At 39.9% G+C, this 13,680-nt stretch carries 13 protein-coding genes and 1 riboswitch; of the genes, 2 read left to right on the forward strand and 11 right to left on the reverse strand.

What is annotated here, in order from left to right; all coding sequences use genetic code 11:
• Window positions 1-145 precede the first annotated feature (145 nt).
• The 5 genes from rlmN to sda form a co-directional block, all read right to left on the reverse strand.
• Window positions 146-1,240, reverse strand: coding sequence for a dual-specificity RNA methyltransferase RlmN (gene rlmN / locus BMW59_RS00005; protein WP_093046966.1), 1,095 nt, complete (start codon window positions 1,238-1,240; stop codon window positions 146-148).
• Between the two features lie 140 nt (window positions 1,241-1,380).
• Window positions 1,381-2,622, reverse strand: a complete 1,242-nt coding sequence (locus BMW59_RS00010; RefSeq protein ID WP_093046967.1) for an arginine deiminase — start codon at window positions 2,620-2,622, stop codon at window positions 1,381-1,383.
• A 278-nt stretch (window positions 2,623-2,900) separates the two neighbouring features.
• Window positions 2,901-3,074 carry a YozQ family protein gene (locus BMW59_RS00015; protein ID WP_093046968.1) on the reverse strand — a complete coding sequence of 58 codons (174 nt, stop codon included), beginning with the start codon at window positions 3,072-3,074 and terminating at the stop codon, window positions 2,901-2,903.
• Window positions 3,075-3,166: 92 nt separating this feature from the next.
• Window positions 3,167-4,318, reverse strand: coding sequence for a thiolase family protein (locus tag BMW59_RS00020; RefSeq protein WP_093046969.1), 1,152 nt, complete (start codon window positions 4,316-4,318; stop codon window positions 3,167-3,169).
• 147 nt (window positions 4,319-4,465) lie between these two features.
• Complete coding sequence (gene sda / locus BMW59_RS00025; protein ID WP_093046970.1) at window positions 4,466-4,624, reverse strand: sporulation histidine kinase inhibitor Sda; 159 nt, start codon at window positions 4,622-4,624, stop codon at window positions 4,466-4,468.
• Between the two features lie 17 nt (window positions 4,625-4,641).
• Window positions 4,642-4,725: riboswitch (cyclic di-GMP riboswitch) on the reverse strand.
• 297 nt (window positions 4,726-5,022) lie between these two features.
• Here sda and BMW59_RS00030 point away from each other — a divergent pair.
• Both BMW59_RS00030 and rnz read left to right on the forward strand, forming a co-directional pair.
• Window positions 5,023-5,649 carry a 3'-5' exonuclease gene (locus BMW59_RS00030; RefSeq protein ID WP_093046971.1) on the forward strand — a complete coding sequence of 209 codons (627 nt, stop codon included), beginning with the start codon at window positions 5,023-5,025 and terminating at the stop codon, window positions 5,647-5,649.
• 109 nt (window positions 5,650-5,758) lie between these two features.
• Window positions 5,759-6,679 (forward strand): ribonuclease Z, encoded by a 921-nt coding sequence (gene rnz / locus BMW59_RS00035; RefSeq protein WP_093046972.1) that lies wholly within the window; start codon window positions 5,759-5,761, stop codon window positions 6,677-6,679.
• A 90-nt stretch (window positions 6,680-6,769) separates the two neighbouring features.
• On the opposite strand, the gene BMW59_RS00040 is transcribed toward rnz, so the two are convergent.
• The 6 genes from BMW59_RS00040 to BMW59_RS00065 form a co-directional block, all read right to left on the reverse strand.
• Window positions 6,770-7,675 carry a DMT family transporter gene (locus tag BMW59_RS00040; RefSeq protein ID WP_093046973.1) on the reverse strand — a complete coding sequence of 302 codons (906 nt, stop codon included), beginning with the start codon at window positions 7,673-7,675 and terminating at the stop codon, window positions 6,770-6,772.
• Between the two features lie 522 nt (window positions 7,676-8,197).
• Window positions 8,198-8,590, reverse strand: coding sequence for a rhodanese-like domain-containing protein (locus BMW59_RS00045; RefSeq protein WP_093046974.1), 393 nt, complete (start codon window positions 8,588-8,590; stop codon window positions 8,198-8,200).
• Window positions 8,591-8,834: 244 nt separating this feature from the next.
• The gene (locus BMW59_RS00050) at window positions 8,835-9,509 is read right to left on the reverse strand and encodes an HAD family hydrolase (protein WP_093046975.1); all 675 of its coding nucleotides are present in this window, start codon (window positions 9,507-9,509) and stop codon (window positions 8,835-8,837) included.
• A 109-nt stretch (window positions 9,510-9,618) separates the two neighbouring features.
• Window positions 9,619-11,205: a Na/Pi cotransporter family protein gene (locus BMW59_RS00055; protein WP_093046976.1), complete on the reverse strand. Its 1,587-nt coding sequence runs from the start codon at window positions 11,203-11,205 to the stop codon at window positions 9,619-9,621.
• 508 nt (window positions 11,206-11,713) lie between these two features.
• Window positions 11,714-12,796 carry a hypothetical protein gene (locus BMW59_RS00060; RefSeq protein ID WP_093046977.1) on the reverse strand — a complete coding sequence of 361 codons (1,083 nt, stop codon included), beginning with the start codon at window positions 12,794-12,796 and terminating at the stop codon, window positions 11,714-11,716.
• Between the two features lie 352 nt (window positions 12,797-13,148).
• The gene (locus BMW59_RS00065) at window positions 13,149-13,529 is read right to left on the reverse strand and encodes a hypothetical protein (RefSeq protein ID WP_093046978.1); all 381 of its coding nucleotides are present in this window, start codon (window positions 13,527-13,529) and stop codon (window positions 13,149-13,151) included.
• Between the last annotated feature and the right edge of the window lie 151 nt (window positions 13,530-13,680).

Genomic DNA, 13,680 nt, shown 5'->3' on the forward strand with positions numbered 1-13,680 from the left:
TCGCCCCGGACACCCTTGCCATTCGCTAACGGTTCCCATTGCCAAGCCCGTAGTGGACTTCCACCACCTAGCTGTCAGACATGCCGGGCACACTATAAAAAAGCACCCGGAAAAAGTTCCGGGTGCAGTTTGTCTTGGATAGAGGTTAAGCTTTAGTTTTTGATTTCTTTTTCGCTTTCTCTTTATCTTTTTTCATTTGCTTACTTCGCAGCTGGCCGCAGGCGGCATCGATATCCGAACCTTGCTCATGCCTCACGCCGCATTGGATGCCGTTTTTCATCAGAATATCGTAAAAAGTGAGGATAGATCCTTTTTCACTCTGTTTGTACTGAATATATTCATCCACTGGATTGTAAGGAATCAGGTTGACGTAAGACAGTTTTTTCTTGTCTTTGATAAGCTCAACAAGTTCTCTTGCATGTTCCGGCTTATCGTTTACCCCATCAAGCAGAATATACTCAAATGTCAGCCTCCGGTTCTTTTTCTCCAGATAGTAATCTACGGCTTCCATCAACTTTTCAATAGGCTGGGCTTTATTTACTTTCATTATTTTTGTCCGCAGCTCATTGTTTGGAGCATGAAGGGAAACAGCCAGATTAACTTGGAGGTCTTCCTCTGCAAACTGGTATATCTTATTAATGATTCCGCTCGTGGATACTGTAATATGGCGCGCCCCTATAGCGAGGCCTTTATCACTGTTGACTACCCTCAGGAAGTTCATCAGGTTTTCATAATTATCAAATGGTTCGCCAATTCCCATTACCACAATATGACTGACGCGTTCACCTTCTCCCGCGTGATCCATGCTGTGCTGGACATTCATAATTTGCTGGACGATCTCACCGCTTGATAAATCCCTGTCCTTAGTCAGCAGGCCGCTGGCACAGAAACTGCAGCCGATATTACAGCCGACTTGAGTTGTTACACAAACAGACGACCCATAGTCAAATCTCATCAGAACAGTTTCAATTAAATTTCCATCTTTTAACCTGAACAGAAATTTTTCAGTTCCGTCCTGTGAGACTTGTTTAGAATGAAGCTCAAGCGACTGTATAACAAAGTTCTCTTCTAAAAGTTCTATACATTCTTTTTTTAAGTTCGTCATGTCAGAAAAACTTGTCACACGTTTAATATACAACCAGTCCCAAACCTGGGAAGCGCGGAACGCTTTTTCTCCCCGTTCTGTGAACCAGGTTTTTAATTGATCAAAAGTTAATCCATAAATGGATGGTTTCTCCATTGTAAACCCTCATTTCAGATGTTAATACTAAAAAAGAATTATACTTTACTAAACGCCGGTTTTCAAGCCATCTGACATTATCTCAATTTCACCTTGATTATTCAAGCATGACAGCTTTTTATCATTTCCATAAACAAGCTCTACAAACTGTTCTTCCTGCTTATCGGCATCGTCATACAACGGGGCCCTCCGCGTCCCCTGGCGAGCTCTGAACTCGGAACCTCTATGACATCAATGCCATAGGATTTAAGCGTATCGTTTGTAACATAATTCCGGTCATATGCAACCACTGTCCCCGGAGCCAATGCAAAGGTGTTGCTTCCATCATTCCATTGCTCTCTTGCTGCTTCAATAGCTTGACCGTCCCCTACCGGGATCAGCTCCAGTTCATTAAGGTGCAAACATGATTTTAAAGTTTCAATCAGGTTGGACTTTCTCTCCACTACCACCTGTCTATTACTATTCTCTCTTAAAATATACAGGTTCATGTCATCAGCAATTTTCATCACAGCAGGATGAACAGTAAATTTATTAGTATCAAGCTGGGTAAATACCGTATCTAAGTGCATAAAAGCACGTTTTTTCGGTATTTCAACCGCAATCACTTGTTTAATAGGAGAATTCAATGAACGAAGCTTTTTGAACAGTATTTCAATTGCTTCAGGACTCGTTCTTGCACTTAAGCCTATCGCCAGTGTATCTTGAGAAAGCACAAGTATATCTCCCCCTTCAATAGGAAAACGCGATTTATCATCGTTTACTTGAGGAATATCTGAATCGCTAAAAAGCGGGTGGTGCGCTGTAATATATTTCATAAATAACGTTTCATTTTTTCTGGCCGTATGATCCATACGGTTGTATGAGATACCATGACCGATAATGGATGCGGGGTCTCTCGTAAAATACATGTTTGGCAATGGATCGATATAAAAAGGTTTATTGCTGTCAATTAACCCCGGCAGGACAAGATCTGTTTCTACTTTAACCTCTTCTTTGCGTATCCCGCTTATGAGCATGTTTACAAGTTCCTCAGGCTCTCTATCGGCAAGATACTCGTACAAATAAGTGTACACCTTGTCCTCTTCCTGATGAGTTAATTGAGATAGTTTGATAAAGTCTTTAATAAATGCTTTTTTTGTCTCTTCAGCTTTAAGTGCCTCGGTTGCAAGATCCGTTAAATAAAGGACTTCCGCCCCTTTACTTTGGAGGGCTTTCGCAAATTGGTCATGCTCTTTTTGAGCCACCCGTAAATTAGGAATATCATCAAAAAGCAGTGCCTCCAGATAATCAGGGTATATATTTTCAATTTCTTTTCCCGGACGGTGAATAATTACTTTTTCAAGTGATCCAATTTCTGAATAAATATTAAAAGGTGATGTCATAGCGGATGTCTTCCTTTCGTATCTGTGTAATTTATAAAAATAGCGAGTTTAAATTATCTACCCTTAAAGAGACCCGATCAACCTGATTATTCTTAGTAAACTATATGTATGAATTCTTAAAACCGATTTGCCAGCGTTTCAACAGGCAGAGCTGTGTACTGAGACTGTTTACTATATTCCCGAATTCCTTTCTTAAAGCTAAGAAAGCTGCGAAAGCTTAATTCACATCAGACTCCCGGAAGCTTTTATTATTACTTTCATCACCAGACTAAGAAGGCCTAATCGTTTCTCTCCCTGTCTTTTTCCTGATCAATGGTGCCTTCGTTATAAACATCGGAAACTTGTTCATGGACGACGGCTAAACCTTCTAAAGCAGCACTTTGATTCTCCTCGCCTGCCTGGTAATTTTTCTCTAGCGCCTCATTTTGTGATTTATTATTTTTTCTTTTCATCAGCAAGGCCTCCTTTAAGGTCTTCTTTAGTATCCCGTTTTAAAGAAGAAACTATGCAAAATCGGCCTGCTAAAGAAGGGGTTATTTATGAGTTATGCCAGTCTTTCAATAATTGTTGCATTAGCCATTCCCATCCCTTCACAAATAGCAAGTAAACCATACCTCTCTTTCGACCTTTCCAGTTCATGGACTAAACTTGCCATCAGTTTCGTTCCTGTAGCTCCGAGCGGATGCCCCAAGGCAATAGCTCCTCCGTTTACATTTAATCTTTCCGGATCGGCCCCTGTTTCTCTCAGCCAGGCCAGAGGGACAGGAGCAAATGCTTCATTCACCTCATACCTTCCAATATCATCTATTTTCAGGCCTGCTTTCTCCAACACTTTCTTCGTTGCTTCAATAGGACCTGTAAGCATTAATGTAGGATCAGAGCCGATCACTGTTCGGGCAATAATACGCGCTTTAGGTTTTAATCCTGCTTTTTCTGCCATATCTCGGGACATTAGCAGAACGGCAGATGCTCCGTCACTTATTTGACTGGCATTACCTGCTGTAATGACTCCGCCTTCTTTAAATACCGGCTTTAAACTGGTTAAGGCTTTCAAAGTGGTATCTTCCCGTGGGCCTTCATCAGTATCAAAGATGCTCTTAGTGCCTGTCCCGTCATAAACTGAAACAGGGACTATTTCTCTGGAGAACTTTCCTGAGCGAATCGCCTCACAGGCTTTATGATGGCTTTCCAAGGCAAACTGATCCAGCTCTTCCCTTTTAAAACCCCATTTTTCCGCTATTCGTTCTGCTGACTCTCCCTGATTAATTATTTCGTATTTATCAGTCAGCCGGCTGCTTTGTTTTGTCTCTCCAATTGCAGAAAACATAGGCTCCCTTGTCATACTTTCTATTCCTCCTGCAATGGCAATATCCATGTCCCCGCTTATTATAGCCTGGGAGGCAAAGTGCAAAGCTTGCTGGCTTGATCCGCACTGCCGGTCAATCGTTACTCCCGGCACACTTTCAGGGAATCCGGCAATTAGTGCAGCTGTCCGTGCTATATTTCCTGCCTGTTCACCCGCCTGTGTCACACAGCCTAAAATGACATCCTCTATCATCCTGCTTTCTATACCTGCCCTTTTAACCACATGTTCCAGCAGTTCAGCAGCTAATTCATCAGCTCTTTTGTGAGCCAGACTTCCTTTTCTTTTCCCAGCAGCCGTTCTTACTGCTTCAATAATAACCGTTTCCCGCACTCCTATCCCTCCATTAATTACATAGTTTATACTTCACTTTTAAGTATAAACTGATTAAACCGCTGACAAAAGAATTTTCAGATTTATCGGGCAAAAAAAAGAGGCTTGCTGTAACTCAGTAGCAAGTCTCCACCAGTCTGTTAAAAGTTAAAGAGAATTCTCGGCAGATTTCTTAAATAAAATACTTCTTTTACCCATTTCTTCTTCTAAGATCCGGATAAATTCTTCATCAAGATTTAAATCTAACGCATTTTTGTATACTTCGTATAATTGTTCATCATTTAAATGTGTAATAGATGAAGACATCCACAACCCTCCCCTTTCTTAACCCGGGTCGGTTGCACTACCAGCTCCAAACTATTCAAGTGCCCACCTACGAATAGTTTTTCATAGCTCCCCAAAGTTTGTTATACGTAAAAATACTAAGCCGGCTCCTATAATCTAAAAAGTTAATACCCTATAATATTTTTCATAAACTACTTTTTAATATATCTATTACTATATTAGCATATTTCCCGCAAAAAGGAATAAACGTTCCCCTTATTTTTATTAAAAATGGAATATTTTAAATAATTTAATTTTTTTGTAATATTAAAACATTATATTTAATAAAAGCGACGTACTACAGAGCACTTATATCTTTCATTTTTTTATAATACCTGTTATTCTTACAGAAACATACGTTTGCTTTCAGGAGGGAAAATATGAACTTTTTGGCAATAGATTTTGAGACTGCCTCCCGTCAAAGAGGAAGCGCTTGTGCAATTGGACTTGTCCATGTTGTGGAAGATGAAATTGCAGAAGAAAGATATTCATTAATTCGTCCGAGAGATCCGTACTTTGACCCTTTCTGCGAAAAAGTGCACGGAATTACATGGGAAGATGTCAAAGACTCTCCGACTTTCGAAGATCTGTGGCCCGAATTATCCGGCTACTTTCAGAATAATCTCGTTATTGCTCATAATGCCAGCTTTGATATTAGTGTGTTAAGGCATGCTTTGGATCAATATAACATCGCGTATCCCGCTATGGAATATAATTGTACAGTAAGTATAGCGAAAAAAACGTGGCCTGAGTTTTATAACTTTAAACTGAATACGATCGCCCACCATCTGGATTTACAATTTGAGCATCATCATGCGTTAGAAGACGCCCGGGTGGCTGCCCGCATCTTAATGAAAGCGTCGGAGATCCACAATGCTTTTGAACAGGAAACTTTATTGAAAAAACTGAACATGTGGAACGGAACGCTGGAGCCTGGCGGATACCTCACTCCAGGTATGAATAAAAAGAAACAGCTTGCCGCAAAAAAAGCAGCACGCCAAAGGTAAAAGCTCTTTGTATTTTGCGTGTGGCAATCCTGTCAGCCTGTCTGAACTTATGGACTGGCAGACTAAATTACTTTTAAACAGCAATTACCAGACAATATGGAGGATAGTTATGAAGCTAACTTTTTTAGGCACAGGGGCAGGCATCCCCGCCAAACAACGCAACGTCTCTTCGTTAGCCCTTCATCTTATGGATAAAAACAACACTATTTGGCTGTTCGATTGCGGAGAGGCTACCCAGCATCAAATTCTTTATTCTCCCGTTAAGGCAACTAAGATTACAAAGATATTCATCACTCATTGCCATGGTGACCATATCTACGGTTTACCCGGCCTCTTATCCAGCAGAGCTTTCCACGGAGCGACCACCCCTCTGACTTTGTATGGTCCGAACGGGCTTAAAGATTACATTGACATATCTTTAAAAATAAGCGGGACCTTTCTTACTTATCCGCTAATTATAAAAGAAATTGATGGTCAGGGAATTTGCTACGAAGATGCAGAGATTACTGTTCATTCTGCCGAACTTAACCATGGCGTCACCTCTTTCGGCTACCGCATCTCCCAAAAAGACAAACCTGGCCCTCTGCTTATCTCCAAAGTTAAAGAAGCTGGCATTCCCGAGGGACCAGTTTTAAATAAATTAAAAAAGGGAGAAAAGGTAAAACTTAAAGACGGACGAACTTTTAAGGGGACAAATTTCACAGGGCCTCCCAAAAAAGGAAAATCTGTTGCTATTTTAGGAGACACAAGTCCTTCCGTCAACGCCGTTCGTCTGGCTGAAAGGGTGGATACATTAGTACATGAGGCGACATTTGCAAGAAACGAAAACGACCTCGCATTAAAGTACGGTCATTCCACCACGCTTCATGCTGCTGAAACAGCAAAAAAAGCTGGTGTCAAACAATTAGTTATGAATCACATCAGTTCAAGGTACCAGACAGCAGAGCAAAAGGAAAAATTAATTGCTGAGGCAAGAGCTATCTTTTCTGAAAGTGACATCGCTGAAGATCTTTCTTCCTTTAATATATAATTGATTTGATAAACATACTTTCTTTTCCGTCCAGTCAAAAAACGTAAAAGCTCCAGTTAAAAACTGAGACTTTTACGTTTTTTTATCTCATTAATTTGTTACTCCGGACTGTTTCTTTAGACGAAATCCCTGGGTCGTTATTAATACCCCTGATATGACAATAGCCGCTCCGGTAACCTGCATGATAGTAATTGCTTCGCCCAGCCACAAATAAGCACCGAGCATTGTGGCTACCGGGAGAAAATTAAGAAAGACCGAGGCCTTGGATGCCCCGAGTATACCGACTGCCCGGTTAAAAAATATTAACGCAATAAATGAAGGAAAAATTCCTAAATATAACAGACCTGTCACTATGTCAGTCTCCAATAGCTGCGGCACTCCTGTCCACATCCATTCGGCTGCTACAAAAGGCAGCAGGACGATAAGCGAAAGTCCTGTCATCACCAGAAGGGCTGCAAAGGCCGGGAACAAATGCATATATTTTTTTACGAAAATAGAGTAGGCAGACCAGCAAATAATTGCTCCTGTCATTATAAGATCTCCAGGGTTCCAGTCCATACGTACCAGCTGAAAAATACTGCCGTCGACCACTACCCATACTGCTCCAAGTAAAGACAGCATGACGCCTGCCCATTGAATACGGTAAAGCTTCTCTTTTAAAATATATGCACTTAATACGACCGTAAGAGCTGGAATAAGTGTCTCCAGTACTGCCACGTTAGTAGATGTAGTAAACTGCAATGAAGCATAAATAAATGTATTAAAGAAAGTCACCCCGGATAATGTCATCCAGAAAAAAGGCTTTTTATATCTTATAAATATCTCCCTGTGTTCCCACGTTTTTTTCCACGCAAAAGGCAATACAATGAGAAAAGCGATTAAAAGACGAAAGAACGCTATAGTAAAAGGAAGCAAATCATTAATTGCTTTTCCAACTAAAATATTACCAGCATAAAAAATGACTACGAGGATCATAAGGAAGTAGGCTGTCAGCATCCGGCCCTCTCCTCCTCACACTTTATAAAATAGAACATCTGAAAAGTCTACCACATCTTCCTGAAAACTGCATTAGATGCACATATAAAAAGAGGCTTGACAAAAACTAAAGACGGCTTTGTAAAAGACGAACATAATTCTATCAGTCAGGCGGGTCACCTTCACTTTTACCACTTATTTAATAGCCTCAGCTTTTTTAATTGAAGGACAGAAGGCGTCGACGCCACCGGGAGTATGCGCAGGCTGAAGTTCCAGTTTCCCGAAGCAGTTAGACTTCGGCGTTTTCACAGGACGTGAAGGGGTTAGCCGAAGATCCCTGCGACAATGTTGCACTTATGCCTGTGGTGTAAGCCTTCGCCGAGAGTGAACCCGCAGATTAAATAATTAGTGTACAAGCTCCTGGGCAAGCTTCCGCCTGACGGACTGAATCACTCCTTTTCTCAAAAAAAACAGCCGAACAAAATTCGAAAATTTTGTTCGGCTTTCTTTATGATTACTATTCTTTTGTCCCAACCTCAGAGACTACATTTCTTTACACACTTTCTTTACTGGTTGTCTTTTAGCTTCTGCAGTATTTGAGGGTATTCCCGTCTTAATTTCATACCCGTTAACTTTAAAACCTTTCTTTAGGAGAAACTTAGCTCCTATATTCAATTCTGTTTTATCAGCTGCTACTAAATAGATGGTATGTTTGTCAATCTTCGCGTAATGCCTTTTAATGTATGCAAGCGGCATATTAAGACTTCTGCTGACCGGATCATTATGAGCGGTATGAAATTGCCGGATATCCACAATAATACTGCCTGAATCTTTAAGCTGATCCGTCCTGATCTGACTCAGCCCCCTTACAGGAACATAGCGCCTGAAAACAAAGACAATCATAACTGCTATGATGAAACCAATAACTACATTCACCCATATCCCTCACTATCTGTTATTTACCTTTATACTTTTTTGCAACTGTTTTAAGCATATGTCCATTATATACCCTTACAGGTATAAACGTCAAAGATGTGATATGGGTAAGAGGTTGAGGCAATAGTAAACACAAGTCCTGCACAAAACGATTAAGATATTTATATGTGAACTTAAATAAGACCTTACTTTTTCAAAGCCTGTCAAATAAGTTTTAAAAGTCCTTCAGCGGTCTGAAAAACGATTAAAAAACAGGCCATTCTTTTTTTTCAGCGATCTGTTTCATACTTTTATCAGGATTTACAACTACAGGGTTATTAACAAACTCAAGCAGGGGGAGGTCGTTTTCACTGTCTGCGTAAGCCCATAGATCATCTGTATCCGCCTTTTTATTATTCGCACTGAGAGATTTATTGCCAAGCCAGTCAACTATTCTTCTGACTTTTTCTTCCCCATTTACAATCGGGCCGGTTTCTCCCGTACACTGGCCCTCACTGTCAAACTCCAGCTCAGTACTGATAACATGCACTTCAAGATCCAATTCTTTAATAAACGCGTGAAGAAAAGGCTCCAAGGCGCCAGATAAAATAATAATCTCATCTCCTTCAGACTGATGCTGGCGGATTTTTTTTACGAGGTCATAATGGATCTCATCGTATCCTTCCAGAACGAGTGTCTTAAAAAAAGCTTCCAGTTCTTTTGCAGTTTTTCCTTTAAAGGACCTTGCAAATGATTTGAAAAATGCCTGACGAAAAGCTTGTTTTCCTTTAAATACCCCCAGAACGCCAGCTTTAACAAGCCCTCCGCTGACAACCATCCATTCTTTCCATGTAAATTCTTTTTTTGCTACTAAAAACATCGCTTTGAAAGAGTTTCCCTGATATAGCGTCCCATCAAAATCAACTGTTACAACCGCCATAGTTATCACCTCTCCCACTATTCTAATCCAGCGTCTGAAAATTGTAAATTAATAGAAAAGACTTATTTTTATACATATTTTAAGAATTTTTTCCTAAGGGTTGAGAGAACTAGGAATTTCTGTTCCCGGAAGTATGGTATAAAGCGCGCCACGTATGATAAGCAAGACGATCAAGAAATTGAATAAACTGAACGGCGTTAATACCTTCATCTACAGTAAGGTTCTCTTTTACTGTTGCTTCTAAAAGTTCCTGGCGGCTGTACCTTCGTCGATTGGCAATTTTAATTGAATGTTCTTCTGCCATTTCGACTGTTTTGTCAGACAGTTCGTCACTATGGGTAATGACGTTATTAAAGAGTTCATCCACGTCTCTCATGAATTTATTTATTTTACTGTCTGGGAGCCCCTGTACATAATGGTCAGCTTCTTTAAGTGCTTTTAACAACCGTCCAATATGGTCAACAGCATGGACCATTGCCACCTGCTGTTTATATGCCTGAGCGGATACAGATGTCTCATTTGCTCTAATGGTAGATAGAAACTGTTGAATTTCTGACAAGCCAAAGGTCACTTGCTGAAATTTTACTCTATGTGAATCTTTAACTGTCCTGTCCTCCAGAATTTCCTTGCCTGCTGCGGCAAGATCATACAGCATTTTTCTTAAAGCCCTTCTCACCGCTTCAAGAGCTACAGGCCCCACTACTGCCACACTTTCATCCAGAAAAGTCATATAAGGTGTTTCCTTTTTCTCAGGTATAATCCATTTCACAGTTTTTTTGAACCATTTAAGGATTGGCAGTATAAGCAAAACACCAGAAACGTTGAAAAGTGTATGGAAAATCGCAAGCTGTACAGCCGGATCTTCCACTTGAAACGCTTCTGCAGTCATCATGACAGCATAAATGAGCAGCGGTAATGCTATTACAGCGATAAGACCTGTAAACAGATTAAACATAATGTGCGCTGTGGCCGTCCGTTTCGCTGCCACTGTACCGCCTATGGCTGCCAAAAAGGCTTTAGCAGTGGTTCCAACATTCTGTCCTATTACTAATAAAGCGGCCTGATTAAAATCTATGGCGCCAGTATGGAGAGCCGTTAAAGTGGTAACCACTGCTGCGCTCGATGACTGCAAAAGGATAGTCATCACCGCTCCTACTATGACTAAAACAGGGAGCCACCACCATTCATGTCCGTGGAATTGAGATAAATTAATAAACTCTGTAAAACCTCCCATACCGTTTTGCAAAATATCTATGCCTAAAAAAAGAAGCCCGAAACCTGTTAACGCCTGGCCTTGCGATGAAAATCTTTTTTTTGAGAGAAGTTTTAAAACAACGCCCGCTCCGATTAATGGAAGAGCCAGCATACTCATGTTTATTTGAAACCCGATAGCCGATACAATCCAGCCCGTGCTTGTACTTCCCACATTCGCCCCTATAATGACGCCTAGCGACTGACTGAATGAAAGCAAGCCGGCACTCACAAAACCTATAGTCATAAAAGTTGTTGCACTGGATGACTGAATTAAGGCTGTCAAAGCGGCACCGGAAAATATAGAACTGAATATCCCTCCTGTAAACTTTTTCAACCTGTCTTTCAATGTTTCCCCTGCCATTGATTTTAAGCCTTCAGTCATAAAATTCATTCCCAGCAGGAAAAGCCCTATACCTCCGAAAATTAAACCAAATGTTTCCAAATAATACTCAATCCTTCCCCTTGACCCCAGGTAAGTATTTTAAATTTAAAATACCATATTCCATTAAGAAAGTTAATAAATGTCTGAATTCAATGAATTCCCTACAGTAAATTCCATTTTCAGGCATAAAAATTTAAACGATCGTTTAAATTTTCCGTATAGAGGCTGGGACAAAACTAAAAATAAGTGTGTAAAAGACGAACAATCATTTTATCAGACATTTTGAAACGTGGGTCCCTTTTAGTTTTACCAATTATTAAATAGCCTCAGGCTCTTATTGAAGGAAAGAAGGCGGCGACGCCACAGGGCAGTAAGCGAAGTCAGAAGATCCAATTCAACGAAGCTCCAGGCTGAGTTGAATTTAGCTGAAGACAAGCCCCTGGGCAAGCGTTCGCCTGGCGGACTGAAATCACACCTTTTCTCTAAGAGAACAGCCGAACAAAATTCGAAAATTTTGTCCGGCTTTCTTTATGATTACTATTCTTTTGTCCAGCCCCAAAAGTAACCTTTAGTCGCGAACAAGTTTACGGATATAAATAACCGTCAAAGACAGAAGGATCACCGCTAAAGAACCTCCGCCTACTAAAGTTATGTCGTTCATATATGACTTACCTAATAAAAGAACTATCGCCAAATAACCCATAAGAGTCCCGGAAATGAATTTTAGTACTTTCCCAGTCTCTTCTGTCATAAACGTTTTTTTCATCGTTATAACCATACCAGATACAACGGCTATTTCTATTAGCATATACATGGCTATGTATATTATCAGATAAAAAACATACGTTTTCGTGCCCACGCTCTGATCCGACATTATACCATTCCATATAACTGGAAAACCTGCTGTGCACGGCAATTCAATTAAAGAAGCAAAAGTGCCGATTAAGATAGAAGCCATGATCAAAGGACCGATTTTACCTGAGAAAATCATTTTTTCTCTTATAAGTTTTATAAACTGTTTTTTATTACTGCCAGATATTGAGAAAGTAAACTGGGCAGGACCTTTCATAACTCCTTCTTTTATATTTACTGCAGCAAAAGCTGAAGCGATTATAAACAGTAAAACTCTTATCCAGAAATAATCAATTATATTCACAACGATGGCAAAAGTTCCTAATATAAACATACCGTAAATAAATGAAACCGTTCCTACAAAGGTTAGTCCTGCCGCTAAAATTATTTTCCTGGAATTCAGTCTCACAATCATACTGATTAAAAACATTAATGCCCATAATGAACAAGGATTAAATCCATCTATTGCTCCTATAAGTAGAGTGGTCATTAAAAGGGAATAATCGGTAATGTTCAAACCGAATAATTCCATCTCTTTATCATCAGTTTCTTTTATTGAAAAAGTACAATTGCTTTCTTCCTCCCCGGAGCATGTATCTCCCTCTGGAAATCCCGGCTTTTCATTTTCTTCCCCTTCCATCAGAAGGCCATTTAAAGAACTTTTCACCATATCATTGAATCCGGTTAATGTTTTGCCCTTATATATAAATAAAGGGACTGAATGTGCATCTATGTCATAACGGTTTATTACTTCTATAAATCTGTCTCTTTCCTCATTAATTTCTATACGCTCAATCAAAATGCCGGTATGACCCTCAATTTCATCCAGGTATTTGCTCGACTTTTCACAAACAGGGCACGTCTTGCTCCAAAGATAAAAGAGGATCTCTTCCTCTTCGTTTGCATACGAGCCCAGCGGCGATAAAAAATAAATATTGAGAAAAAATAAAATGCTGAAAATCAGGTTAATTTTCCTGACTATTCATCCCACCCCCTGCTTGATTTGCTCTCTGCACATCTCTTGTACAGTTTATCAGGCTTAAGCAGCATTCTGGCATATAACTCAAATAATTTGCATTAATTTCACAAAGGCCATTTAATAGGGATAAATAAAATAACGGTCTGTAAACTGGAAGACTGTTCATTACTTTTTACCACCAGCTTGTGTAATACAACTTTTCGTTACGGAAATCAAAAGTAGTGATAATATCCTTTAATTCATCTCTTGTCCGCTTAACTTCCTGGAAGAAATAAGTGTCATATTCTGTATTTCCAAAGAAAAACCCCTCCATAGTAGGGAGAATTTCGTGCGCTTTATGCTTCTGGCGCATAACTGAACGGCAGCAGCGGTAGAGGGTAACCAGATCCTCTCTGCTGACTTCATAAATATTACATTTATCTTCCCCATTTTGTATGTTTCTTACAAACCAGTTATGTATCTGGTTAGCCTTTCGCCAGTATAGAACCACATTTTCTTCAGGTTTACCTGAGTCCTTTTCATTTTTCTTAATAAGGTACATATCCAATCCCATGATCACCATCTCCTTTAAAAGATCAAACCGTCTCTAAAGACTCTTGAAAGTCCTTCAGCTATGATGTTCGAAAACACTTCAACAACCTTATTGGCTCATGCATTTCCGCAGGATATGTATATGATAGGTATGCACAATACTAACTTAATGA

This window comes from Salipaludibacillus aurantiacus (assembly GCF_900111295.1).
GTDB classification, from domain to species: domain Bacteria; phylum Bacillota; class Bacilli; order Bacillales; family Salisediminibacteriaceae; genus Salipaludibacillus; species Salipaludibacillus aurantiacus.

What these genes read in the sequence shown, in the direction of transcription:
- rlmN (WP_093046966.1), bottom strand. Translation starts at nt 1,240, where the DNA reads ATGGAGAAACCATCCATTTATGGATTAACTTTTGATCAATTAAAAACC.
- BMW59_RS00010 (WP_093046967.1), bottom strand. Translation starts at nt 2,622, where the DNA reads ATGACATCACCTTTTAATATTTATTCAGAAATTGGATCACTTGAAAAA.
- BMW59_RS00015 (WP_093046968.1), bottom strand. Translation starts at nt 3,074, where the DNA reads ATGAAAAGAAAAAATAATAAATCACAAAATGAGGCGCTAGAGAAAAAT.
- sda (WP_093046970.1), bottom strand. Translation starts at nt 4,624, where the DNA reads ATGTCTTCATCTATTACACATTTAAATGATGAACAATTATACGAAGTA.
- BMW59_RS00030 (WP_093046971.1), top strand. Translation starts at nt 5,023, where the DNA reads ATGAACTTTTTGGCAATAGATTTTGAGACTGCCTCCCGTCAAAGAGGA.
- rnz (WP_093046972.1), top strand. Translation starts at nt 5,759, where the DNA reads ATGAAGCTAACTTTTTTAGGCACAGGGGCAGGCATCCCCGCCAAACAA.
- BMW59_RS00040 (WP_093046973.1), bottom strand. Translation starts at nt 7,675, where the DNA reads ATGCTGACAGCCTACTTCCTTATGATCCTCGTAGTCATTTTTTATGCT.
- BMW59_RS00050 (WP_093046975.1), bottom strand. Translation starts at nt 9,509, where the DNA reads ATGGCGGTTGTAACAGTTGATTTTGATGGGACGCTATATCAGGGAAAC.
- BMW59_RS00065 (WP_093046978.1), bottom strand. Translation starts at nt 13,529, where the DNA reads ATGGGATTGGATATGTACCTTATTAAGAAAAATGAAAAGGACTCAGGT.